Annotated in this window: 19 protein-coding genes, 1 tRNA gene and 1 pseudogene; 9 read left to right on the plus strand and 12 right to left on the minus strand. The window is 73.3% G+C overall.

Annotated elements, in window-relative coordinates; all coding sequences use genetic code 11:
* The first annotated feature begins 33 nt into the window (after positions 1 to 33).
* The 4 genes and pseudogenes from ACLQ20_RS04020 to ACLQ20_RS04035 form a co-directional block, all read left to right on the plus strand.
* Positions 34 to 651, plus strand: a complete 618-nt coding sequence (locus ACLQ20_RS04020; RefSeq protein ID WP_132232018.1) for a pyridoxamine 5'-phosphate oxidase family protein — start codon at positions 34 to 36, stop codon at positions 649 to 651.
* Between the two features lie 375 nt (positions 652 to 1,026).
* Positions 1,027 to 1,821 carry a helix-turn-helix domain-containing protein gene (locus ACLQ20_RS04025; protein WP_425854196.1) on the plus strand — a complete coding sequence of 265 codons (795 nt, stop codon included), beginning with the start codon at positions 1,027 to 1,029 and terminating at the stop codon, positions 1,819 to 1,821.
* Entirely contained in the window at positions 1,818 to 3,110 is a 1,293-nt protein-coding gene (locus ACLQ20_RS04030; RefSeq protein WP_425854197.1) for an MFS transporter, read from the plus strand. Before ACLQ20_RS04025 ends, ACLQ20_RS04030 begins: the two co-directional genes overlap by 4 nt.
* A gap of 126 nt (positions 3,111 to 3,236) precedes the next feature.
* Positions 3,237 to 3,686: pseudogene (locus ACLQ20_RS04035) on the plus strand (SRPBCC family protein); the annotation flags it as partial.
* A gap of 355 nt (positions 3,687 to 4,041) precedes the next feature.
* Here the strand turns inward: ACLQ20_RS04035 and ACLQ20_RS04040 are convergent.
* The 3 genes from ACLQ20_RS04040 to ACLQ20_RS04050 all read right to left on the minus strand — a co-directional run bounded on the left by ACLQ20_RS04040 (position 4,042) and on the right by ACLQ20_RS04050 (position 5,576).
* Positions 4,042 to 4,446: a VOC family protein gene (locus tag ACLQ20_RS04040; protein WP_151457088.1), complete on the minus strand. Its 405-nt coding sequence runs from the start codon at positions 4,444 to 4,446 to the stop codon at positions 4,042 to 4,044.
* A 93-nt stretch (positions 4,447 to 4,539) separates the two neighbouring features.
* Positions 4,540 to 5,076, minus strand: coding sequence for a DUF4240 domain-containing protein (locus ACLQ20_RS04045; protein WP_151457087.1), 537 nt, complete (start codon positions 5,074 to 5,076; stop codon positions 4,540 to 4,542).
* A gap of 122 nt (positions 5,077 to 5,198) precedes the next feature.
* Positions 5,199 to 5,576, minus strand: a complete 378-nt coding sequence (locus ACLQ20_RS04050; RefSeq protein WP_327030299.1) for a hypothetical protein — start codon at positions 5,574 to 5,576, stop codon at positions 5,199 to 5,201.
* Between the two features lie 261 nt (positions 5,577 to 5,837).
* Between ACLQ20_RS04050 and ACLQ20_RS04055 the strand changes: the two genes are divergently transcribed.
* A complete protein-coding gene (locus ACLQ20_RS04055; protein ID WP_358114692.1) occupies positions 5,838 to 7,301 on the plus strand; it encodes a multicopper oxidase family protein in 1,464 nt (487 codons plus the stop codon).
* 188 nt (positions 7,302 to 7,489) lie between these two features.
* Here ACLQ20_RS04055 and ACLQ20_RS04060 read toward each other — a convergent pair.
* Positions 7,490 to 7,563, minus strand: a tRNA-Thr gene (locus ACLQ20_RS04060).
* 148 nt (positions 7,564 to 7,711) lie between these two features.
* Between ACLQ20_RS04060 and ACLQ20_RS04065 the strand changes: the two genes are divergently transcribed.
* Entirely contained in the window at positions 7,712 to 9,445 is a 1,734-nt protein-coding gene (locus tag ACLQ20_RS04065; RefSeq protein WP_151457090.1) for a metallophosphoesterase family protein, read from the plus strand.
* A 43-nt stretch (positions 9,446 to 9,488) separates the two neighbouring features.
* Here ACLQ20_RS04065 and ACLQ20_RS04070 read toward each other — a convergent pair whose 3' ends face one another.
* The 6 genes from ACLQ20_RS04070 to tmk all read right to left on the minus strand — a co-directional run bounded on the left by ACLQ20_RS04070 (position 9,489) and on the right by tmk (position 15,248).
* The gene (locus tag ACLQ20_RS04070; protein WP_151453437.1) at positions 9,489 to 10,328 is read right to left on the minus strand and encodes a PSP1 domain-containing protein; all 840 of its coding nucleotides are present in this window, start codon (positions 10,326 to 10,328) and stop codon (positions 9,489 to 9,491) included.
* A gap of 81 nt (positions 10,329 to 10,409) precedes the next feature.
* A complete protein-coding gene (locus ACLQ20_RS04075) occupies positions 10,410 to 11,096 on the minus strand; it encodes a hypothetical protein (protein WP_425854200.1) in 687 nt (228 codons plus the stop codon).
* Positions 11,096 to 11,401, minus strand: a complete 306-nt coding sequence (locus ACLQ20_RS04080) for a hypothetical protein (protein WP_425854201.1) — start codon at positions 11,399 to 11,401, stop codon at positions 11,096 to 11,098. The genes ACLQ20_RS04075 and ACLQ20_RS04080 overlap by 1 nt, the downstream gene beginning before the upstream one ends.
* Position 11,402: 1 nt before the next feature.
* On the minus strand, positions 11,403 to 11,732 hold the full coding sequence (locus ACLQ20_RS04085) for a YbaB/EbfC family nucleoid-associated protein (protein ID WP_121397041.1): 330 nt from the start codon (positions 11,730 to 11,732) through the stop codon (positions 11,403 to 11,405).
* 181 nt (positions 11,733 to 11,913) lie between these two features.
* Positions 11,914 to 13,185, minus strand: a complete 1,272-nt coding sequence (locus ACLQ20_RS04090; RefSeq protein ID WP_425854203.1) for a DNA polymerase III subunit delta' — start codon at positions 13,183 to 13,185, stop codon at positions 11,914 to 11,916.
* Positions 13,185 to 15,248 (minus strand): dTMP kinase, encoded by a 2,064-nt coding sequence (gene tmk / locus ACLQ20_RS04095; RefSeq protein ID WP_370518917.1) that lies wholly within the window; start codon positions 15,246 to 15,248, stop codon positions 13,185 to 13,187. Before tmk ends, ACLQ20_RS04090 begins: the two co-directional genes overlap by 1 nt.
* Before the next feature lie 334 nt (positions 15,249 to 15,582).
* Between tmk and ACLQ20_RS04100 the strand changes: the two genes are divergently transcribed.
* Entirely contained in the window at positions 15,583 to 16,791 is a 1,209-nt protein-coding gene (locus ACLQ20_RS04100; RefSeq protein WP_425854204.1) for an amino acid deaminase/aldolase, read from the plus strand.
* Positions 16,792 to 16,936: 145 nt separating this feature from the next.
* Here ACLQ20_RS04100 and ACLQ20_RS04105 read toward each other — a convergent pair whose 3' ends face one another.
* Positions 16,937 to 17,509 (minus strand): TetR/AcrR family transcriptional regulator, encoded by a 573-nt coding sequence (locus ACLQ20_RS04105; RefSeq protein ID WP_151453433.1) that lies wholly within the window; start codon positions 17,507 to 17,509, stop codon positions 16,937 to 16,939.
* A 222-nt stretch (positions 17,510 to 17,731) separates the two neighbouring features.
* On the opposite strand from ACLQ20_RS04105, the gene ACLQ20_RS04110 reads away from it, so the two are divergent.
* Both ACLQ20_RS04110 and ACLQ20_RS04115 read left to right on the plus strand, forming a co-directional pair.
* Positions 17,732 to 19,048 (plus strand): D-arabinono-1,4-lactone oxidase, encoded by a 1,317-nt coding sequence (locus ACLQ20_RS04110; RefSeq protein ID WP_425854207.1) that lies wholly within the window; start codon positions 17,732 to 17,734, stop codon positions 19,046 to 19,048.
* A gap of 168 nt (positions 19,049 to 19,216) precedes the next feature.
* A complete protein-coding gene (locus tag ACLQ20_RS04115) occupies positions 19,217 to 20,185 on the plus strand; it encodes a DUF559 domain-containing protein (RefSeq protein WP_425854208.1) in 969 nt (322 codons plus the stop codon).
* A gap of 182 nt (positions 20,186 to 20,367) precedes the next feature.
* Here the strand turns inward: ACLQ20_RS04115 and topA are convergent, their stop codons facing one another.
* Positions 20,368 to 23,199 carry a type I DNA topoisomerase gene (topA, locus tag ACLQ20_RS04120; protein WP_425854210.1) on the minus strand — a complete coding sequence of 944 codons (2,832 nt, stop codon included), beginning with the start codon at positions 23,197 to 23,199 and terminating at the stop codon, positions 20,368 to 20,370.
* Positions 23,200 to 23,340: the final 141 nt, after the last annotated feature.

Consider the following 23,340-nt stretch of genomic DNA (forward strand, 5'->3'; position numbering starts at 1 on the left):
CGCCACCGGAGTCAACGCACGGGGGAGGATCACGTGACGGTGGACATCACCTCGCACGAGGAACTGCGCGAGCTGCTGGGGGCGCCGATGCCGCGCGCGGTGACCAAGGAGCGGCCCGTCCTGCACGCCCGGGACCGGGACTGGCTGGCCGCGTCGCCGTTCTGCCTGGTGGCGACGGCAGGCGCGGACGGCAGCTGCGACGTCTCGCCGAAGGGCGACCCGCCCGGCTTCGCGCTGGTGCTGGACGAGCGGACCATCGCCATCCCGGAACGGCCGGGCAACCGGCGCGCCGACGGCTACCGCAACATCCTGGACAACCCGCACGTCGGACTGATCTTCCTGATTCCCGGGCGTACGGACACGCTGCGGATCAACGGCCGGGCCCGACTGGTCCGCGACGCGCCGTGGTTCGACGACATGGTGGTCAAGGGGCACCGCCCGATCCTCGCCGTGGTGGTGGAGATCGAGCAGATCTTCTACCACTGCGCCAAGGCGTTCCTGCGCTCCGAGTTGTGGCAGCCGGAGAGCTGGCAGCCGGACGCACTGCCGTCCCGGGCCCGGCTGATCAAGGAGGTCGAGAACCCGGCCGAGAGCCTGGCCGACCTGGAACGCCACTACGGCCCGAACTACGCCACCACCATCTACACCTGACACCTCGCCGCCGGCCCCTGAGCCCTCGCTCGCCCACGCCTGACACCTCGCCGTCAGCTCCTGAGCCCTCCCCTGCACTGGGCCATGTCTCCCGGGCCGCGTCCCCTGGCTGCCCGCGCGGGTGAGACACCGCGCTGCCACCCGCCGCAGATGGCACGCCGTTGCCCCCACCGCGCCACCCGCCAGGGCACCCACCCCAGTGGGCCCCTGGTGATCAGGACGCCATGGACGTCAAGGGGTGCTTTTGACGTCCATGGCGTCCTGATCACCTCCGGTTGATGCGGTGTTGGGCGGCCATCGGCGGGTGGGTGTCGGTCATACGTGGTGGCGGCCGTGGTGTTGCTAAAGGGTTCTTTATAAAGATAGCTTTAGGGTATGTCGTTGCCCGAGGTGAAACTCTCCGACCCCAAGGCCCTGCGCGGGTACGCACACCCGCTGCGGATGGCGCTGATCGGTCTGCTGCGCCAGCAGGGCCCGATGACTGCGACCCAGGCCGCCGAGCGGCTCGGCGAGAGCGTCCCGAACTGCTCGTTCCACCTCCGGCAGCTCGCCAAGTACGGGCTCGCCGAGCGGGCACCCGGCGCCGACGCCCGCGAGCGGCCCTGGCGGGCCACCGCCCTCAACACCTCCTGGGACGACGTCTCGGACGACCCGCAGACCCGCGCGGCCGTCGACGAACTGAGCGCCGTCCAGCTCGCCCTCTACGTCCGCAAGGCCGAGGAGTTCCTGGCCCGACGCGCCGAGGAGTCGACGGCCTGGCGGGCGGTCACCGGCTTCGCCGACCGGCCGGTCTACGTCACCGTCGACGAGATGGCCGCGCTCAGGGCACGGATCGACGCCCTGGTCACCGAGTACGACGACCGGATCGCCGACCCGGCGAAGCGTCCGGCCGGCAGCCGGAAGGTCAGCCTCATCCGCCTGGCCCTCCTCGCCGACCCGCCACCCACCGATGCCCTCGCCGACGCCACCGGCCCTACCACCACCACCAATGACAGCCCGACCACCGCCAACACCAACACGGCCGTCGCCGGAGCCAGCCCGACCACCGACCACGCCAACGCGGCCACCACCGGCGCCGGCGGCGGGGACGGTGACGGTGGCGGTGACGGGGAGCTTCCGGTCAGCGGACCGGTTGCCCGCGACCTCGGTGAGCAGGAGAGCGACCGATGAGCGGTCAGGCGACCGGCGTCCCGGTTGCCGCCCCACCCGACGGTCCCGCCCGGCGCGGCCCGCTGCCCCGGTTGCTGCGCGAGCGCGTGTTCCGTCGGTACTGGTCGGCGCAGACCGTCTCGTACTTCGGCGACGAGATCTCCACCCTGGCCCTGCCGCTGCTGGCCGTGCTGGTCTTCGAGGCGACCCCCGCCGAGATGGGCTACCTGACCGCCGCCGCGCTCGCCCCGAACCTGCTCTTCTCGCTGCTCGCCGGCGCCTGGGTCGACCGGTACCCGCACAAGCGCCGGCTCATGATCCTGACGGACCTCGGGCGGGCGCTGCTGCTCACCGCCGTGCCGGTGGCGTACATGCTGGACCTGCTGACGATGCCGCAGCTCTACCTGGCGGCCTTCGCCGTCGGCACGCTCGCCGTGATCTTCGAGGTCGCCCGGGGGCCGCTCTTCGTCTCCGTGGTCGGGCGCGCCGACTACGTCGAGGCGAACACCCTCATCAACGGCAGCCGGGCGATGTCCCTGGTGGCCGGGCCGAGCATCGGCGGCGTCCTCGTGCAGGTGCTCACCGCGCCGATCGCCCTGGTCGCCGACGCGCTGTCGTACGTCTTGTCCGCGTACTTCCTGGTGCGCATCCGGCCGACGGAGCCGGCACCCGCGCGCGGCGGTGGGCTGGCCCTCGGCGCCGGGCTGGGCTTCATCGCGCGGACGCCGATGATGCGCGCGACCGTGCTCGGCACCACCACGATCAACCTGTTCAACTTCATGTTCATCGCGCTCTTCGTGCTCTACGCCACGCAGGAGCTGGGCCTCGCGCCCGGCCTGCTGGGCGCCGTGCTGGGCGCGGGGGCGGTGGGCGGCCTGATCGGGGCGGCGCTCACCGGCCGGCTGGTCCGCCGCTTCGGCGTCGGCCCGACCCTGCTGGCCGGGTTCGTCCTCTTCCCCGCCCCCCTGGTGCTCATCCCCCTCGCCGGCGGGCCGACACCGCTGATGGTCGGGATGCTCTTCGCCGCCGAGTTCCTCTCCGCCGCCGGGGTGATGCTGCTCGACATCACGGTCGGCTCGGTGCAGACCGCGCTGACCCCGGAGGCGCTGCTGGCGCGGATCGCCGGGGCCCGGCGCACCATCAACTACGGCATCCGGCCGATCGGCGCGCTGCTCGGCGGCGCGCTCGGCACCGCCCTCGGCGTACGGCCGGCGTTGTGGATCGCGACGGCGGGCGCGCTCGCCGGGGTGCTGTGGGTCGCCTTCTCCCCGGTACGCCGCCTTCACGGGCTCCCCGAGCAGGCCGACTGACCGGCCCCGACGGGCGATCGGCGGCCCTCCGATGTGGTGTGTCGGCAGGTCCGGCGGTTGAGTGCCCTCGGTCGGGGTAGGAGTTTCGTCGACGATGACGGCTCAACCTGACGAGGAGGATTGCCCATGACCACGAAGGTCGAGAAGTCCATCGAAGTACAGGTTCCGGTCAGCACCGCGTACAACCAGTGGACGCAGTTCGAGGAGTTCCCCCGCTTCATGGGGGGCGTCCGTGAGGTGCGCCAGCTCGACGACAGGCGCATGCACTGGGTCGCCGAGATCGGTGGCGTCCAGCGCGAGTGGGACGCCAGGGTGCTGGAGCAGGTGCCCGACCGGAAGGTGGCCTGGGCGGCCACCGAGGGTGTGACCAACGCCGGCGCGGTCTACTTCCAGCCCGTCGACGCCGACCGCACCATGGTCAGCCTGCACCTCGAGTACGAGCCCGAGGGCCTGCTCGAGAAGGCCGGCGACAAGCTCAACATCATCGAGCGGCAGGCGGAATCCGACCTGCGGAAGTTCAAGACGTACATCGAGGAGCGCGGCGTCGAGAGCGGCGCCTGGCGCGGCTCGGTCGACAGCGGCCTCGGTGTCGGCACCCCGGGCGTCGAGCATGCCGCCGCCACCCGCGGCGACAGCGGCAGCGCCGGCGTGTCCGGCAAGGCCGTGGCGGCGGGCGCCGCCGTGGCCGGGGCCGCCGCAGCCGCCGGAGCCGCCGCGGCGGCGAAGCGCCGCTCCGACGCCGACGACCGGCCGGCCACCACGACGACCGACACGGAGTACGTGGTGACCGAGGTCGAGGTCGTTCCGGAGCCCGGCACCGCCGGCTACCCGCACCGCACCCTCTGATCTCCCCGCACACCTGCCCCTGTCGGCGGACGGCCCGGTTCCCCGCGAACCGGGCCGTCCGCTCGTCTCGGTCCGGTCGGTGGCGTCAGCGCCCGTCGGCCTGCACCGTCCAGAGGTGACCGTCCGGGTCGGCGAAGGTGCCCGTGTAGCCCCAGGGCTGGGCAGCCGGCTCGACGACGACCTGCGCGCCGGCGGCCCGGGCCCGCCCGACGAGTTCGTCGACCTCGGCCGGCGTCGCGGCCGGGAGGCTGACGAGGCACTCGCTCTGCCCGCGCGGGGCCACCTCGTGGTCGCCGATGACCCAGCCGAAGCCGCCGGTGGGCACCAGCATGACGCGGAGGCCGTCGTTGACGGCGTACTGCAGGGGCTCGGGGATGCCGTCCTCGGCCAACTCGCCGATGGCCTCCAGGCCGAGCCCCTCCGAGTAGAAGCGGTACGAGGTGGGGCGGTCGGCGATCGGCAGGGCGACGACGACGGGTGCGTACTGCATGAGGCTGCCTCCGGAGGGTTGACGACTGCGTACGGTCAGTGTGCGGGCCGTCGCGCGGAACTCCTGGTTGCCCCCGCCGTGGCGGGCGTGGTGTCAGGCGCTCCAGCCGGCCGGGTTGGTGCAGGACTCGCGGGAGATGCCCGAGCCGGTCTCCGGCCAGGCGCCGAAGCGCTCCCTGTGCAGCCTGGCGAAGAAGTAGCACATGGCCTCGTACGCGGTGTCGGGCAGAGCGACGGTCGGATCGGCGTGCACCGCCTCGTAGAAATCCCGCCCGAGCGCGACGATGTGGCCCCGGGAGTAGAGGAAACCGTCGTCGGAGCCGTCGGTCACCTCGTGCACGTCGGCCCGGTCGATGTCGTGCAGTTTGCGCTCGAGCACCCGGTCCAGGTCGGTCAGCTCCCGGCTGGACAGTCCCTCGGCGAGCTGGCGCAGGTTGTCGAGGAACCGGTCGAGCCACGCGTCGATGGCGTAGAGGCCCTCGTCGCCGGCTGCCGGGTCCCGCGTCGGCAGCGCGCGCCGGAGCGCGGCGGGCTCGTCGCCGAGCCGTTCCCAGGCCGCCTCGATGAGGGCCCAGAACCGGGCCTCCTCCTCGACGCTCGGCACCCGCACGCCATCCACCAGATCAGTCACGCCGGGAGGGTAGCGACGAGGACCGACAAAAGTCGTGGGTCGCCGACGTACGCCATGCCTCCCGGCCGTGGTCGCCGCCGGCAGGGCCGCGGCACCGCGCGGTCGGGTCGGGCCCGCCGGGGTCAGCGACCGTCGGCGCGGGCGTGCCGGCCGCCCGCGGCGGGCGCCGCCGGGACCGCGCCCTGCTCCGGGTGCCGGGCGGCCCGCTCGGAGACCAACTGGCCGAACAGCCCGCTGGGTCGGCCGCAGTCTCCGCACAGGAAGTTGTCGTCGAGTCGCCCGCCGCCGCAGTGGTCGCAGCGACCCCGGTCGCGCGGGTCGTGGTACGCCCGCAACGCCTCCACCAGGGCGCGGGCGACCGGGGCGCTCAGCGCCAGCCGCGACTCCACGCCCCGCAGGCCGACGACCAGCTCGCCCTGCGGCGCGGCGGCCGGATCGAGGGCGTCGACGCGGGCCACGAAGTCGCGGAGGGCGGCCAGGACGTCATCGGGTGCGGGCATGCGTCGACCGTACGACACGCCTCGCCACCTCGGCGGCCCGTCGTCGCCCGCGAGATCCACCGGCATCTCCCCGCACCCGTCACGCCCACCCGCCCTGCCATCCATAGGGGCATTCGACCCGCAGAGCGTCTCCAGGTGCGCGGCCGATAGGGGTCACCTCTCTGTGTGATTGCCGGCATCATCGTGCCTGCGACGACCGTCCGGTCCGCCAGCCGCCGGCGCCTGCGGGAACTCTCGCGAACATCCTGGGAAGGGACCAACTTGTCCACTCGTCGTCAACTGCTGCGCCTCGGTGCGGCGTCGGGCATCATCGGGGCGACCAGCGGCCTGGCCAGCCTCGCCGGAAGGTTGGGCGCAGCCCCCGCAGCGGCAGGGGTAGCCTCCCCGACGCCCCCGCCCGTGACCCCGTTCACCGTCCCGTTGACCGTGCCGCAGACCCTGCGCCCGGTGCTGCGGACCGCCACCACCGACTACTACTCGGTCACGATGCACCGCAGGCGCCTGGAGATCGTGCCGGGCACCCGCACCGAGGTGTACACCTACAACGGCGACCTGCCCGGCCCGACGATCCGCGCTACGTCGGGTCGGCGGGTGGTGGTACGCCAGCGCAACCGGCTGGACATGCCCACGGCGGTGCACCTGCACGGCGGCGCCACCGCCCCCGGCGACGACGGCTCGGGCGACGCCACGATTCCGCCCGGCGGCGAGCGGGTCTACAACTATCCGAACCGGCAGCCGCACGCCACGCTCTGGATGCACGACCACACCCACCACATGGAGGCCGAGCACCTCTACCGGGGCCTGTCCAGCCTCTACCTGCTCACCGACCGCACCGAGACGGCGCTCCCGTTGCCCCGCGGCCGGTTCGACGTCCCGCTGGTGCTACGCGACGCGCACCTGGACGCCAACGCTCAGCTGGTCTGGACCATGGACGACGCCGACAACCGGACCACCCTGCTGGTCAACGGGCGGCCGTGGCCGCGCTTTGAGGTACAGGCCCGCCGCTATCGTTTCCGTTTGGTCAACTCAAGCAATCTGCGGTTCTTCCTGCTGCGGCTCGCCGACGGCGGGGACATCACGGTGATCGGTTCCGACGGAGGCCTGCTGGAGGCACCGGTCACCATGCAGCACCTGCTGTTCTCGCCCGGCGAACGGCTCGACGTGGTGATCGACTTCGCCCGCTACCAGCCTGGCACCTCGGTGGTGCTGCAGAACCTGATGGGGCCGGGCCCGGCCGAGCAGGTAGGCCAGGTGATGCGCTTCGACGTCGTACGGGCGAAGGGGCGGGACCGCACCTCGGTACCGCAGCGGCTGCGCACCCTGCCTCCACTGCCCACGCCGACCGTGCGCCGCAACATCGAGCTGCGGATGGACGAGCCGGGCTCCGGTGGGCACCAGGCGTACATCGACGGCAAGGTCTTCGATCCGGCGCGGATCGACACCACCATCGCCTGGGGCAGCACCGAGGAGTGGACGGTGACCAACGCCAACGCCTTCATGCCGCACAACTTCCACATGCACCTGGTGCAGTTCCGGGTGCTCGGCCGCAACGGCGCACCGGCCGATCCCACCGAGTCCGGCCTGAAGGACACTGTGATCGTCTGGCCCGGGCAGAGCGTACGGCTCCAGGCCACCTTCGACACCTGGCGCGGGGTCTACCCGTACCACTGCCACATGGTTGACCACAGCGCGATGGGCATGATGGCCAATCTCAAGATCGTCTGATCCGACCCGCTGGGAGAGTCACACGGGCCAGGACCCGGCCCCGGGCCTTCGGTGCCCGGGGCCGGGTCGTTGCGCGGGCAGCTTGGCGTGGCACGGGGGTGCGGGCCATGTGCGGACGGGATCTCGACGGGCGTGACCGACCTGGAGAAACGAAGAAGCCCAGGTCGTTGACCTGGGCTTCTTCACCGAGCCGCCTGACGGAATCGAACCGTCGACCTACGCATTACGAGTGCGTCGCTCTAGCCGACTGAGCTAAGGCGGCAACGATCAGCAAGTGTACGGCACGACCCGCCGGCGGGCCGAGCGGGTTCCCCATCCGGACATCCGACCCCGAACCGTCGTCCGCCGGACAGCGACCGCCGTCGGCCGGGACTACGCTGCGGCGGGTGAACGACGATCGCGCCCCCGACGTGGATCCGCAGGACGGCGCGGCGGAGAGTGCCCACACGAGCGAGTCGGCGGGCGGGCGGGCGGCGCGCCGGCCACGCGGCACCGATCCCCGGGAGCTGGGCTTCACCCCGCGCAAGCCGGTGCCGTGGCTCGCGCCGTTCCTGCTGATCAGCACCGGCATCCGTACGCTCCTGGCGATGCTCTTCGGGGCGTACCTGGACAAGCGCGAGCTGCAGAACTCCCTCGACGCGGGCATCGCGCGGCAGGTCGGGCCGGACGGCGGGCTCTGGCTGGACTACGTGGCCGACCTGGGCGACGGATTCAACGCCACCTACTCGGTGGCGTACCTGATCGCCCAGCCCGAGCTGGAGGTGGACGGGCACCGGCTGCCCCGCGCGCAGACCCTGGTGATGGGCGGTGACCAGGTCTACCCGTCGGCGGCCTTCGAGGCGTACGAGGACCGGTGCAAGGGGCCCTACCAGGCCGCGCTGCCGGTCACCCCGCCCGAGCGGCCCACGCTCTTCGCGGTGCCCGGCAACCACGACTGGTACGACGGCCTGACCGCCTTCCTGCGGCTCTTCGTCCGGTCCCGGGACCGGCACTTCGGCGGCTGGGAGACCGGGCAGTCCCGCTCGTACTTCGCGGTGGAGCTGCCCGCCGGCTGGTGGCTGCTCGGCCTCGACGACCAGTCCGGCTCGTACCTGGACGACCCGCAGCTCACCTACTTCGACCGGGTCGCCGAGCGGCTGGGCCCGCAGAGCCGGGTGATCCTGGCCGTGCCGGCGCCGACGTGGGTCAAGGCCGCCGACCACCCCACGGCGTACGACTCGATCGACTACTTCATCCGTACGATCGTCGCGCCCACCGGGGCCCAGGTGCGGCTGCTGATCTCCGGCGACCTGCACCACTACGCCCGCTACGCCGGCCCGGACCGCCAGCTGATCACCTGCGGGGGCGGCGGCGCGTACCTCTACCCGACGCACCAGCTCCCAAAGCGCATCGAGGTGCCGCCGCGCGACACCCTCGCCCGGCGGGCCAGCGCCTCCCACCCGTACGAGCTGGCCGGCCGCTACCCGGAGCAGGCCCGCTCCCGGCGGTACGCGTGGGGGATCTTCCCCCGCCTGCCGCTGCGCAACCCGGGCTTCACCACCCTGCTGGGCACCCTGCACACGCTGCTGATGCTGGCGATGGCCGGCGTCGCGACCAACCCGAGCGGGACGGACCAGCGGCTGTTCAGCGTGCCGCTGATGGCGATGCTGATCGTCACGATGCTCGCGGCGGCGTTCTTCGCCAAGCCGCCCAGCTCCGGCGGCAAGCGGCACGCCCGGCACTGGATCCTCGGCGTGGGCCACGGCCTGGCCCAGATCGGGCTGGCCGCCGCCGGCACCTGGGCGTGGCTGGCCCTGCCCTTCTACGACTGGCCGTGGCCGCTGCCGGCCGTCGCCGCGGCGGTGCTCTACGGCCCGGTGAGCGGGCTGGTGGCGAGCCAGTTGGTGGCCGCGTACCTGCTGGTGGCGGGCGCGTTCGGGGTGAACCTCAACGAACTCTTCGCCGGGCAGGGCATCGAGGACGCCAAGGCGTTCCTGCGGCTGCGCATCGATCCCGACGGGACCCTGACGATCTACCCGATCGCCGTCGACCGGGTGTCCCGCGACTGGCAGGTCAACCCCGACCAGTCCCCGGAGTCCTCCTGGCTGGCTCCGAAGCGGCCGCTGCGCCCCCGCCTGGCCGAACCCCCCACCACCCTCACCTGACCCTGCCCCGGGGCAGGGCAGGCGGGGGTGGAGGAAGGGTGGGCTAGGAGGTGTAGTGCTGGTCGTGGGCCTGGCGGGGGCCGCAGACCGAGGCGCGGGAGCAGGAACAGCGGGAGCCGTCAGCGTCGAGACGTACCGTGACGGAGTCCCGGGGAACGCTGTGGCCGACGACCCGGCCGTCGCCCTCCGGCGTCGACACGCGCGTGCCGATCGCCGGGGCCGACTCCTGGAACCGCTGGTAGAGCGGGTGCTCGTACTTGAGGCAGCACATGAGCCGGCCGCACGCGCCGGAGATGCGCAGCGGGTTGAGCGGCAGGTCCTGGTCCTTCGCCATCCGGATGGTGACCGGCTCGAAGTCGTTGAGGAAGGTGGCGCAGCAGAGGTCCCGGCCGCAGGAGCCGATGCCGCCCTGCACCCGCGCCGAGTCCCGGGCGGAGAGCTGCCGCAGCTCGACCCGGCAGTGCAGGGTGGCGCCGAGGTCCCGGACCAGCGCGCGGAAGTCCACCCGGTGCGGGGCCGTGAAGTAGATGGTGCTCCGCTCGCCACCACCCTCGGCAGCGCCCAGCACGTGGTCGATCGCCACCACCTTCATCGGCAGAGCGTGCTCCCGGATCAGCCGCTTCGCCGCGACCTTGGCCTCGGCCTTGCGGCGGCGCACCGTCTCGTCGCGACGCAGGTCCTCCTCGCCGGCCAGGCCGGCCAGCCGGGGGAAGCCCTCGGTCTCCTCGGTGACCCACTGCGCCGCCCAGACGCACTCGGCCACCTCGGGCCCGTCATCGGTGGGCACCAGCACCTTGTCGCCGACCTGGGGACGCAGCTCGCCCGGGTCCAGGTAGTAGAGGCGCCCGTACCGCTGGAAGCTGACCGCGCAGAGCATGCCCATGCCTCACACCCTACGACGCGCGGGCCGGGGCGGCCGGGCCGGCAGTCGCCATCCGGCTACCGCGCGTGCATCCGGGGTCCGTCACCAGCCGACGCGGGTGGGGGTGTCGTAGCGGGGGCGGTCGACCACGGGCGCCCGCCAGCGGGACTCGGCGAGGCTCGGCGCCCACTGGCGCAGCAGGGTCTCGGCCCCGTCGTACGCGACGCAGAGCACCGCCAGCACCCGCGCGGCGATCTCGGCGGCCTCGGTCGCGCCCGGACCCGCGGCTGCCCGGTGCCCCGGTGCGCCGCCCGGCGTCGACGTCGCGGCGACCACGGTCACCGCCTCGGCACACCGGAGGACGTCGGCGAGCGCCCGGGCCAGTGCGAGCCGGCTGCCCTCCACCCAGTCGGCGAGCGCGTCGGCGTAGCCGGCCGTCGACTCCAGCCGGCCGACCAGGCTCTCCGGCCCCTCGTCGAGGTGGCGCAGCAGGGCCGCCCGGGCCTGCCCGTAGGACGACGCGGCCGGGCCGGACCAGAGCAATGGGTCGGTCAGCGCGGCGCAGGCGTCGTCGTAGCCCCGCATCAGGCGGCGCGCGGTGTGGCCGGCGGCGGCCAGCGGTGCCGGATGCAGGTCGAGGAAGTTGCGGACGGCCTCGCCGGGGAGCACCTGCATCCGGCGCAGCAGCGGCCACACGCGATGCCCCTCGGGGGCCCCCGCAGCGAGCAGCGTGTCGACCCGGCGGAGCAGGTCGAGGCCGGGCTCGGCGAGCCGGTCCAGCGCGTCCATCACGCCTCCCCGGTCAGCCGGTGGCGAGCGGCGCGGTCGACGTCCGCGTAGTGGTCGGCGGCGGCCCGCACCGCCGCTGCGGCGGCGGCCAGCCGCTGGGCGGCGACGTGCGCCTCCCGGGCCCGGTCGCCGGTGGCGGCGGTCCACTGCCGGTGCAGGGCCCGCCCGATCTCCCCGGGCCGGCCGGGGGCGTCGACGCCGAACGCGGCCTGCGCCGGGTCGCCGGCGGTGACCGTGCGGGACATGGCGGTCATGGTCTCGCTCGCCTCGTCGAGCCGGGCGGCGAGGGCGCGCAGGCTCTCCATCTCAGGCTCCCGCCAGCGGCCGGTAGGCGGCGAAGGTCTCGTTGTGCAGCTTCTCCCGGGCCCACTGGGCGGCGTCGGCCGCCGCGGTGACCGCCGCCTGCACCGAGCCGGCGACGTCGCGGGGGTTGCGGGTGTGCAGCGGGCCCAGGAAGCGCACGTCGGTGATCCGCCCGCCGGCGGTGACCACCACCTCGACCAGCCCGTCGGGCGACCGCACGGTGACCTCGACGGTCGACACCGCCTGGTCGAACTCGGTCTGGAGGGACTCGATCCGGCGGTAGCGCCGCACCGCCTCCTCGATCCAGGCCTCGTCGATCTCCCCCCGCGGCATCGGCGGACCCCTCCCGGAACAGGAAAATCACTGTGCGTGCTGCCACCGTCACGGCGGCACACCGGACCGTACCGCACAGCAATTGCGCCTGTCGATGCCTGTGGACAACCGGTCCGGCCGCCGGGACTCCGGGGGCGGGTCGGCCGCTGAAGCCCCGGCTCGGGCGGTCCGGTCGGCGGGCTCAGCCCTTCCAGAGCGAGAGCATCATCGCCTCGACGGCGATCCGGGGCTTGACGTTCGCCTCGATCGCCGCCCGGCACTCCAGCACCGCTTCCAGGCGGCGCAGCGCCCCCTCGGCGTCCCATTTCTGCGCGCCCGCCCCGGCCAGCGCGGCGGTGTCGGTGTGCACCGGCGCGACGGGGGCGCGCAGCGCCATGGTGAGCGCGTCGCGGTAGAAGCCGGCCAGGTCGACCAGCGCCCGGTCCAGCGCGTCCCGCTGGGCCCGGGTGGCCCGGGACTTCTGCCGCTTCTCCAGGTCCTTCAGTTGCCCGGCGGCGCCCCGGATGGCGCCGGCCGCGCCCCGCCCGGTGCCACCGGCACCGAGCGCGGTCTCCAGCGCCGCCCGCTCGGCCGCGGCGGTCTCCGCGACGGACGCCTCGGCCTCCGCCTCGGCCGCCTCGATCAGCGCCGACGCCGCGTCGAAGGCGGCACCCACGCCGGTCAGCCGGCGCGGCACCGCGAGCACCGCCTCCCGGCGGGTGCGCGCCTCCGGGTCGCGGGCCAGCCGGCGGGCCCGTCCCACGTGCCCCTGCGCCGCCGCCGCGGCCCAGCGCGCCACGTCGGGCGCGACGCCGTCCCGGCGGGCCAGCACCTCGGCCACCGCCTCCGGCGCGGGCTGCACCAGCGGTACGACCCGGCAGCGCGACCGGATGGTCACCGAGATGTCGTCCGGGTGGGTCGACGGGGCGCAGAGCAGGAAGACCGTCCGCGGCGGCGGCTCCTCGATGGCCTTGAGCAGCGCGTTGCCGGCCGCCTCGGTGAGCCGGTCCGCGTCCTCGATGACCACCACCTGCCAGCGCCCGCCGGACGGGGTGCTGGCGGCGCGCAGCACCAGCGCCCGCATCTCGTTGACGCCGATGGAGAGCCCCTCCGGCACCACCATCCGGACGTCGGCGTGGGTGCCGGTCATCGTGGTGTGGCAGCCGGGGCACCCGCCGCAGCCGGTGCCGTACGCGCACTGGAGGGCGGCGGCGAAGGCCCGCGCCGCCACCGACCGGCCCGACCCGGGCGGCCCGGTGAAGATCCAGGCGTGCGTCATCCCCGCCCCCGCGTCGACGACGGGCGCCGGCTGACCGCCGTCGGCCTCGTCGGCGAGCGCGTCGAACTCGTCCCCGGCGGCGTCGGTCGTGGGCGGGGCGGCGGCGCGCAGCACGGCGGACGCCGCGGCGGCGGCCCGGCGCAGCGTGTCGACCGCCTCGTCCTGCCCGACCAGGTCGGCGAAGACGTCGGGCATCAGGTCCGGCGCTCCATCGGTACCAGCTCCGATTCGGATAACTCCGGCTGCACCGAGGTGTCCGGTCCCTGCGCGGGGCGCGGGTGCACGATGCCGCCGGGGCTGCCGAACATCTCCTCGACCCGCCGGGCCACCTGCCCGGTGATCTCCTCGACCGGGCGGGACGCGTCGAGCACCAGATAGCGCTTCGGGTCGGCGGCGGCGAGGTCGAGGAAGGCGTAGCGGACCCGCTCGTGGAAGGCGACGGACTCGGCCTCCAGGTGGTCGGCCGCCTCGGCGCGCGCCGCCACCCGGGCCAGGCCGGTGTGCGGTTCGACGTCCAGCAGCACCACCAGGTCGGGCTTGAGCCCGCCGGTGGCCCACGACGAGAGCCAGGAGACCTCGTCGACGGGGAGCGTCCGCCCTGCCCCCTGGTACGCCAGGGACGAGTCGACGTACCGGTCGCTGATCACGACCGCGCCCCGGACGAGCGCCGGCCGGACAACGGTGGCCACGTGGTGCGCCCGGTCGGCGGCGTAGAGCAGCGCCTCGGCGCGCGGCGACGGCACGTCGGAGCCGGGCGCGCCGAGCAGCAGCGACCGGATCCGCTCGCCGACGGCGGTGGCCCCCGGCTCGCGGGTCACCACCACGTCGCGCCCCTGCCCACGCAGCCGCTCGGCGAGCGCGGCGAGCTGCGTGGACTTGCCGGCGCCCTCGCCGCCCTCGAAGACCACGAAGAGGCCGGCGGAGACGAACGGCTCGGCCGGCATCAGCGGGCGTCCCCGGATCGAGCCCCAGAGGTCGGCCAGGACGGGAACGCCCTTCTTGTCGTCCATCTGCCCGAACGCGCTGATCCCGGCGAAGATGCCGGCGGCGCCGGCGGCGAGCAGCAGCAGTCGGGTGGACGAGATCGACACGCCCAGGTCGGCCAGTTCCAGCCGGCGCGAGCCGCCGACGCCGGCGAGCAGGCTGCTGAGGCCGATCGCGAGGATCAGCACCAGCCGGGTGCCGATCTGCACCACCGCGAAGACCCGGCCGCGCACCTCGTCGGCGATCTCGCCGCCGAGCAGGGTGGTGCCGGAGAGGAAGGCCATGCCGGCGCCCGCGCCGACCAGGACCGCGCCGACCATCGCCATGGAGAGGTGGATGGCGAACGCCAGGGCCATCACCGATGCGCTGGCCAGCACGATGCTCATGCCGAACCAGCGCCGCCGGGACATCTCCTTGACGATCATCGGGCCGAGCCCGATGCCGAGCGCGAGGCCGACGAAGATGGCGCCGAAGAGCAGGTAGAAGGCGGCGTCACCGGCGCCGAGCGAGGTGGCGAAGAACTTGGCGGTGCCGATCACGATGCCGCCGCCGGCGAACGCGCCGAAGATGCCGAGCACCAGGCCGCGGACCAGCGGGGTCTGGCCGATGTAGCGCCAGCCCTCCTTGAACTGGCGCATCATGCTCTGCTCGGTGCGGTCCGTCTCGGCGGACTGCCCCTGGCTGATCTCCTTGATGCCGTACGCCACCACCAGCGCGGTGGCCAGCCGGGAGAACGCGTTGAACCAGAGCGCCAGGTCGGCCGGCGCGGCCCAGTCCGGCGTCGAGCCCCCGGTGGCCCCCCGCACGATGCCGTCGAGCGCGGCGAGGATCAGCGCGGCGAGGATGGGGGTGAGGCCGTACGTGGTGATCAGCGTGAGCTGGTTGGCGGCCTCCAGCCGGGCGCGCGGGATCAGGTTGGGGACCGCGGCCTCCTTGGCCGGGATCCACAGCAGCGTGATCGACTCGATCAGGAAGGTGGCGATCGCCGCCCAGCCGACCACGACCGGCCCGCTCGCCCCGAGCAACGCGACCAGCGGGATCGAGGCGAAGAGCAGGAAGCGCAGCACGTCGCAGATGACCATGGTCCAGCGCCGGTCGAACCGGTCGGCGAACACGCCGGCGACCGGGCCGAGCACCAGCGCCGGCAGCAGCCGGATGGCGATCACGCCACCGAACGCGGCGCCCTGGGCGGTGCTGCCCTCGACCTGGGAGGCGGCGAAGACGCTGGTGGCGAGCAGGCCGAACCAGTCGCCGAAGGAGGCCGCGCCGAGCACGATCCAGAGCCGGCGGAACGGGGTGATCCGCAGCACCGAGCGGATGGCGGCGTAACCGGAGTGGTCCGGGCCGGGCTTCTCGGTGGCGCCGCTGGGCTTGGACGAGGACGACGACACGCCGGGCGACTCGCCGTTGAACTGGCTTTCGATGGCCGTACCTCCACGTGCCGGCCCATCGCTGGGCAGTCCCGGTGGAACACTCTAGACCCGGCGGGGACCCACCCCGCCGCGACATTCTCCTGTTCGTCGAGCCTAGGCCGCCGCAGCCACCGCCCGCAGCCCGGACAGACGCGAGGGTATTTCGCATTGGCTCCCAGACAGTTAGCGTGCACACGTGGCCATCGAAAGCGACAAACTTCGTGACCGCCTCGACCGGGCGACCGCGCACCTCGACCCGCCGTACGCCGTCGTGGACCTCGCGGCCTTCGACGACAACGCCGCCGCGCTGGCAGAACGGGCCGACGGCAAGCCGGTCCGGATCGCCAGCAAGTCGGTCCGCGCCCGGGACCTGATCGGCCGGGCGCTGGGGCGTCCCGGCTGGCGGGGCGTGATGGCCTTCACCCTGCCCGAGGCGCTCTGGCTGGTCCGCGCCGGCGTGACCGACGACGCGCTGGTGGCGTACCCCACGGCCGACCGGGGGGCACTCGCCGCGCTCGCCGCCGACCCGGCGCTCGCCGCGGCCGTCACGCTGATGATCGACGGCACCGACCAGCTCGACCTCGTCGACGCCGTGTGCCCGCCCGGGCGCCGCCCCGAGCTGCGGGTCTGCCTCGACCTGGACGCCTCCTGGCGACCGCTGGGCGGGCGGGTGCACGTCGGGGTGCGCCGCTCGCCGGTGCACAGTGCCCGGGCCGCCGGCACGCTCGCCGCCACCGTCGCCGACCGCGCCGGCTTCCGGCTGGTCGGGCTGATGGCGTACGAGGCGCAGATCGCCGGCCTCGGCGACGCGCCGCCCGGGCGGGCGGTGCTCGGCTCCGCGATCCGGCTGGCCCAGCGCGGGTCGTACCGCGAGTTGCTGGCCCGCCGGGGCGCGGCGGTAGCCGCCGTACGCGAACACGCCGACCTGGAGTTCGTCAACGGCGGCGGCACCGGCAGCGTGGCCGCGACCAGCGCCGATCCCGCGGTCACCGAGGTCACCGCGGGATCGGGCCTGTACGGACCGACGCTGTTCGACGCGTACCGCGCCTGGCGCCCCACCCCGGCGGCGGCCTTCGCCTGCGCGGTGGTCCGCCGCCCGGGGCCCGGCCTGGCCACCGTGCTCGGCGGCGGCTGGATCGCCTCCGGCCCGGCCGAGGACAGCCGGCTGCCCCGGCCGTGGCTGCCGGAGGGCCTCAAGCTGATCGGCACCGAGGGGGCCGGCGAGGTGCAGACCCCGCTGGCCGGCACGGCGGCCAGCGCGCTGCGGGTCGGTGACCGGGTCTGGTTCCGGCACGCCAAGGCCGGCGAGCTGTGCGAGCGCGTCAACGAGCTGCACCTGATCGAGGGGGACGCGGTCGTGGCCACCGTGCCCACCTACCGGGGCGAGGGCCACGCCTTCCTCTGATCCGGCCGACCAGCGCGGCACCGCCAGCTTGCGCCCGCGTCGGCGAGGCCCTCCGTCGGGTTGGTCAGCCGTCGGCCGGGTTGATCGCCGTCGCCCGCCGGCCGGGCTGGTCGACCGCGGCCCGGCTGGTCGGCCGTCGGCCGGGTCAGCCGGACTGGTTGGCGTCGGCCGGGGCGTCGACCTGGCGGTGCAGGTACTCCCTGATCAGCGCCTTCGCCTCGGCCAGGACCCGGTCGTCGCCCTCGGGCAGCCGGCGGAACGCCAACTTGATCAGCGCGTCGGCCGCCTCCACGGCGATCTCCAGGTGGAACCGGAGGTCGGGGACGTCGAGCCCGAAGCGCTCGGCCAGTACGCGGGCCAACTGGTCCGCGATCACGCCGTTGTTGTCCCGCTGCTCGTCGAGCAGGTGCAGGTCGACCACGTCGCCGAAGTGCAGGGTACGGAATCCCGGAACGGTGCGGTGCATCGTGATGTACTCGTCGATGCCCGCGTCGACCCCGTCCCACCAGTGGGTCAGGTCGTCGGAGGCGAACCGCTCGTCGAGCCGCTGGAGGTAGGACTCCATCGTGCGCAGGGTCAGCGCCTGCACGATCGCCCGCTTGTCCGGGAAGAACTGGTAGACCGACCCGATCGCCACCTCGGCACGCTCGGCGAGCAGGGTCGTGGTCAGACCCTCGTACCCCACCTCGTCGACGAGTTCTGCACAGGCGTCCAGCATCCGCTGGACCCGTGCGACACTTCGACCCTGCACCGGTACGCGGCGCAGCGGCCCGGCTGTGGCGGCTGGTGTGGACACTCGCCACCCCCCTTCGACGGATGAACATATCTGCACGTCACGGGTTCGTGACTACCGGTACAACGAGCAAACCTCGATTGCGGTATTTACCTGCGACAACGTTGCTGATATGAAGTCAGTTCACATTCATGTGGAGGAGTGCGCATGGCCGGTACCACACCGCCCACCCTGGCAGCCTGGTCCAACTGGGCCGGCAACCAACGCGCCACCGCCACCACCATCCTGCGCCCCGCCTCCCTCGCCGACGTCACCGAGGCCGTCCGCGCCGCCGCGGCGGCCGGGGACCGGATCCGGGCGGTGGGCAGCGGCCACTCCTTCACCGGCGTCGCGATCACCGACGGACGACGCATGGAACTGACCCACCTGGACACCGGGGTACGCGTCGACGCCGACCGCCGACTGGTCACCGTACCGGCCGGGATCACCCTGCGCGCACTCAACGAACTGCTCACCGCACACGGCCTGGCCCTACCCAACCTGGGCGACATCGACGCACAGACGATCGCCGGCGCGATCTCCACCGGCACCCACGGCACCGGCGCCGCCTACGGCTGCCTGTCGACGTTCGTCGAGGCGCTCACCCTCGTCACCGGCACCGGCGAGGTGCTGCGCTGCTCCGCCGACGAGCACCCCGACGTCTTCGCCGCCGCCCGGGTGTCGCTGGGCGCGCTCGGGGTGCTCGTCGAGGTGACCCTGCGCTGCGTGGACGCCTTCGTGCTGCGCGCCCACGAGCGGCCGGCGCCGCTGGCGGCCGTGCTCGACGAACTGCCCGCGCTGATCGACAGGCACGACCACGTCGAGTTCTACTGGTTCCCGTACACCGCCCGAGTGCAGGTCAAGGCCAACGACCGGGTGCCCGAAGACGACCGGCCACTGCCCCGGTGGCGCGGCTGGCTGGACGACGAGTTCCTCTCCAACACCGTCTTCGCCGGGGCCTGCCGGCTCGGCCGCGCCGTGCCGGCGCTCGCCCCCGGCATCAGCGCCGTCTCCGCCCGCGCACTCACCGAACGCCGCTACACCGGCCGCTCCGACCAGGTCTTCTGCACCCCGCGCCGGGTCCGCTTCATGGAGATGGAGTACGCCCTGCCGCGCGACGCCCTGCCCGAGGCGCTCGACGCGCTGCGGCGCATCGTCGACGGGCTGCCGTTCAAGGTGCTCTTCCCGGTCGAGGTGCGGTTCACCGCCGCCGACGACATCTGGCTCTCCCACGGCTACGGGCGCGAGTCGGCGTACGTGGCCGTCCACCAGTACGTCGGCATGCCGTACGAGCCGTACTTCCGGGCCTTCGAGCAGGTCGCCGCGAGCCTCGGCGGCCGGCCCCACTGGGGCAAGCTGCACTGGCGCGACGCGGAGTCGCTCGCGACGGCCTACCCCCGCTGGGCGGACTTCCAGGCGCTACGCGCCCGCCTGGACCCACACCACCTCTTCACCAACCCCCACCTGACCCGAACCCTCGGCTGACACACCGCCCCCGCCCTGGCGCGCGGCGGCCCCGCTCGCTCGCCGCTCGCGAGAGCGAGCGCCGCGATCTTGGTACGAACACGCCCTCCGAGGGGCGCGCTGGTACCAAGATCTGTCCGCCGTCCACAGGGGCGGACACGGGCGGCACCGGGTGGGCAGAGTGCGGGTGTGGCGAGGTCTCCGAGTTCACTGGCAGGGCTACGGCGGGCGTTGCCGCGTGACGACGCCGACGAGCTGACCTGGTTGCTGTTCCATCAGGAAGACGTGATCAGCCTCGACCAGGCCCGGCGCCATCTGTCGTCGAAGGCGATCCGGCACCGGGTCGCCACCCGTCGTTGGCGCCAGGTGCACCGTGCCGTCTTCGTCGCGCACAACGGTCCGGTCGGTCCCGCCCAGCATCGATGGATCGCCGTGCTCGCCGCCGGGCCGGCCGCGATGCTCGGCGGACTCACAGCGGCCCAGGCCTGGGGCCTACGCGGTCACGACAGCCGGATCGTGGACGTGCTCCTGCCGGCCGCGCACCAGAGCCGCGCCCTGCCACCCGGCGTACGCCTGCACCGGACCACCCTGCTCGGCGAGGAGGACGTGCTGCACGTCGGGCAGCCGCCCCGCACCATGCCCGCCCGGTCGCTGGTCGACGCGGCGCAGTGGGCGGCGACCGACGAGCAGGCTCGGGCGATCATCGCCGCCGGTTTTCAGCAACGCCTCGTCGGCGGCGACGACCTGCACCTGGTCCTGGACGCCATGCCCCGGATCCGGCGCCGGAACCTGATCCGGCAGACCGCCGCGGACGCCGCCGGAGGCGCGCATTCCCTGGCCGAGTTGGACTTCCTCGACCTGGTCCGACGAGCCGGGTTGCCCGACCCGTCCCGGCAGGCCGTCCGATACGACTCTGCGGGCCGCCGGCGTTACCTCGACGCATGGTTCGAGCAGTGGCGGGTGCACGTGGAGATCGACGGCGGGCAGCACCTCGACCCCGCCACCGCCTGGACGGACATGCGCCGGCAGAACGACCTGTGGATCGACGGTGACCGGGTGCTCCGCTTCCCCGCCTGGGCGGTCCGCAACGACTCGCGCACCGTCGTCGCCCAGCTCCGAGCAGCCCTGCGAGCCGCGGGCTGGATGGACTCGTACTGACCAGCACCGTCGACTGACGGCGCCATCAACCGGCCGCCGGGCGCCCCGGCTGCATTGTTCACCGGGCTACTGGGCGTGTTGTTCACCCTGCTACGTCGGATCTTGGTACGAACACGCCCTCCAAGGGGCACGCTCGTACCAAGATCTCCAGCCCAGCCGGCCTGGGTCAGTCCGGGATCGGGTCAGTCGGGGCTGGGGGTGGTGGCCTTTCTCGGGGCCGCCTTCTTTGCCGGGGTCTTCCTGGCGGTGGTGGCCTTGGCCGTCGTGGTCTTCTTCGCCGCCGTCGACTTGGTCGCCGCGGCCGTCTTCTTCGCCGCCGTGGCCTTCTTCGCGGGCGCCTTCTTCGCGGCGGCCTTCTTCTTCGGCGCCGGCCCCTTCGCCCGCTTCTCGGCGAGCATCTCGGAGGCTTCCTCGATGCTCAGCGCCTCCGGGGTCTGGCCGCGCCGCAGCGACGCGTTCGTCTCGCCGTCGGTGACGTACGGGCCGAACCGGCCGTCCTTGATGACCAGCGGCTTCTCGGTCAGCGGGTCGACGCCCATCTCCCGCAGCGGCGGCGCGGCGGCGCGGCGCTGGCGGGCCTTCGGGGCGGACAGCAGGGCCAGCGCCTCGTCCAGCGTGACGGTGAACATCTTCTCTTCGGAGTCCAGCGAGCGGAACTCGTCGCCCTGCTTGACGTACGGGCCGTAGCGGCCGTTGTTCGCCAGGACCTCGGCGCCGTCCGGGGCCACCCCGATCAGCCGGGGCAGGCTCAGCAGCTTCAGCGCCTCGTCGAAGGTCAGCGAGTCCGGCGACTGCGAGCGCAGCAGCGACGACTTGCGCTCGCCACTGGCCACGTACGGGCCGAAGCGGCCCGACTTGAGCAGGATCGGCTCACCGGTGGCCGGGTCGTCGCCGAGCTTGCGCTCGCCCCCGCCGCCGAGGAACAGCTCGTGCACCTTCTCCGGGGTCAGCTCGTCCGGCGCCAGCCCCTCGGGGATCGGGGCCCGGTCGCCCTGGCCACCGCCCTCCTCACCCTCGGCGGCCGGCGCCTGCTGCTCGCCCGGCACCGCCCGCTGGAGGTACGGCCCGTAGCGGCCCACCCGCACGACGACCTCGCGGCCCTCGTCGTCGGTGAACAGCGGGATGGAGTTGACGCTGCGCGCGTCGATCTCGTTGATGTTCTCGGTGACCAGCTTCTTCAGCCCGCCCGAGCGGGCGATGTCCCGGTCGCCGGCGCCGTTGGCGCCGCCGAAGTAGAACGCGGTGAGGAAGTCGACGGCGGCGTGGTCACCGCCGGCGATCTCGTCCAGCTCGTTCTCCATGCTGGCGGTGAAGTCGTAGTCGATCAGGCGCGGGTAGTGCCGCTCCAGCAGGCCGATCACGGCGAAGGCCAGGAAGGTCGGGATCATCGCCTGGCCGCGCTTGGTCACGTAGCCGCGGTCCTGGATCGTCTGCATGATCGACGCGTACGTCGACGGGCGGCCGATGCCCAGCTCCTCGAGGGCCTTCACCAGCGACGCCTCGGTGTAGCGCGACGGTGGCTGGGTGTGGTGGCCCTGCGCGGCCAGTTCGTCGGCGGTGAGCGGCTGGCCCTTGACCAGGTTGGGCAGGCGACGCTCGGCGTCCTCGGCCTCGGCGTTCTCGTCGTCGCTGGACTCGACGTACGCCCGCAGGAAGCCCGGGTCGGTGATGGTCTTGCCGGTGGCACCGAAGTCGGCCTCCTCCTGGGCGGAGGAGACGGCGCGGATGCGCACCGAGACGCTCGAGCCGACGGCGTCGGTCATCTGCGAGGCGATGGTGCGCCGCCAGATCAGCTCGTAGAGCTTGAACTCCTCGGCGGAGAGCTCCTTGGCCACGTCGCCCGGGGTGCGGAAGTTGTCCCCCGCCGGGCGGATCGCCTCGTGCGCCTCCTGCGCGTTCTTCACCTTGCCGGTGTAGCGGCGCGGCTCCGGCGGCACGCTGCGCTCGCCGTACAGCTCGACAATCTGCCGGCGGGCCGCCGTGATGGCGGTCTCCGACAGGTTCACCGAGTCCGTACGCATGTAGGTGATGTAGCCGTTCTCGTAGAGCCGCTGCGCGGTGCGCATCGTCTGCTGCGACGAGAACCGCAGCTTGCGGGCCGCCTCCTGCTGGAGGGTGGAGGTGATGAACGGCGCGTACGGGCGGCGGCGGTAGGGCTTCTCCTCGACCCGGGTGACGGTGAACGGCCGGCCCTCCAGGCGGGCCGCAAGGCCCCGGGCGCCCCCGGCGTCGAGGTGGACCACGCCCGCGCCGGCCTTCACCCGGCCGGTGGTCGGCTCGAAGTCCTTGCCGGTGGCGATCCGGTCGCCGTTCAGCGCGACCAGGGTGGCGTTGAAGTTGCGGGGCCCCTCGCCGGCGTCCGTCACGGCCAGGGTGGCCAGGATGTCCCAGTATTCCGCCGTGCGGAAGGCCATCCGCTGCCGCTCGCGCTCCACCACGATCCGCGTCGCCACGGACTGCACCCGGCCCGCCGAGAGCTTCGGCATGACCTTCTTCCACAGCACGGGCGAGACCTCGTAGCCGTAGAGGCGGTCGAGGATGCGCCGGGCCTCCTGGGCGTCGACCAGGTCCCGGTCGATCTCGCGGGGGTTGGCCACCGCGGCCTGGATGGCCGGCTTGGTGATCTCGTGGAAGACCATCCGCTTGACCGGCACCTTGGGCTTGAGCGTCTCCACCAGGTGCCAGGCGATCGCCTCGCCCTCGCGGTCCTCATCCGTCGCCAGGAAGATCTCGTCGACCTCCTTGGCCAGCTTCACCAGCTTGCTGATCTGCTGCTTGCGGTCGGCGGAGACCACGTAGAGGGCGTGGAAGCCGTTGTCGACGTCCACCCCGAGCCGGGCCCACGACTCGCCCTTGTACTTGGCCGGCACGTCGGCGGCGTTGCGCGGGAGGTCCCGGACGTGGCCGAAGCTGGCCTCCACGACGTACCCCGGGCCGAGATAGCCCGAGATCGTCTTGGCCTTCGCCGGTGACTCGACGATGACCAGACGGGTGGTTCCAGCGTTGCTCGGCACGTCTCTCCCCGACCTCACTCCTGCTCGCAGCCACCGGCGCCCGGTTCGGGCCACTCTCGGCCCGCCGACCCCCGGCGGCCCGGATGTCCAACGTAACGCGCCGTCCGCGTTTCGGGTTTCGCGGGCGGCAAACCGTCCCGG

Origin of the sequence: Micromonospora sp. DT46 (genome assembly GCF_049841735.1) — a bacterium.
In the GTDB taxonomy this organism is placed as follows: domain Bacteria; phylum Actinomycetota; class Actinomycetes; order Mycobacteriales; family Micromonosporaceae; genus Micromonospora; species Micromonospora reichwaldensis.

Bases quoted from the DNA above. Each gene is read 5' to 3' on its own strand.
- ACLQ20_RS04110 (WP_425854207.1), top strand. From the start codon at position 17,732: ATGGCCGGTACCACACCGCCCACCCTGGCAGCCTGGTCCAACTGGGCC.
- ACLQ20_RS04025 (WP_425854196.1), top strand. From the start codon at position 1,027: ATGTCGTTGCCCGAGGTGAAACTCTCCGACCCCAAGGCCCTGCGCGGG.
- ACLQ20_RS04105 (WP_151453433.1), bottom strand. From the start codon at position 17,509: ATGCTGGACGCCTGTGCAGAACTCGTCGACGAGGTGGGGTACGAGGGT.
- ACLQ20_RS04080 (WP_425854201.1), bottom strand. From the start codon at position 11,401: ATGGAGAGCCTGCGCGCCCTCGCCGCCCGGCTCGACGAGGCGAGCGAG.
- ACLQ20_RS04030 (WP_425854197.1), top strand. From the start codon at position 1,818: ATGAGCGGTCAGGCGACCGGCGTCCCGGTTGCCGCCCCACCCGACGGT.
- ACLQ20_RS04075 (WP_425854200.1), bottom strand. From the start codon at position 11,096: ATGGACGCGCTGGACCGGCTCGCCGAGCCCGGCCTCGACCTGCTCCGC.
- ACLQ20_RS04070 (WP_151453437.1), bottom strand. From the start codon at position 10,328: ATGGGCATGCTCTGCGCGGTCAGCTTCCAGCGGTACGGGCGCCTCTAC.
- ACLQ20_RS04090 (WP_425854203.1), bottom strand. From the start codon at position 13,185: ATGCCCGACGTCTTCGCCGACCTGGTCGGGCAGGACGAGGCGGTCGAC.
- ACLQ20_RS04085 (WP_121397041.1), bottom strand. From the start codon at position 11,732: ATGCCGCGGGGGGAGATCGACGAGGCCTGGATCGAGGAGGCGGTGCGG.
- ACLQ20_RS04050 (WP_327030299.1), bottom strand. From the start codon at position 5,576: ATGCCCGCACCCGATGACGTCCTGGCCGCCCTCCGCGACTTCGTGGCC.
- ACLQ20_RS04040 (WP_151457088.1), bottom strand. From the start codon at position 4,446: ATGCAGTACGCACCCGTCGTCGTCGCCCTGCCGATCGCCGACCGCCCC.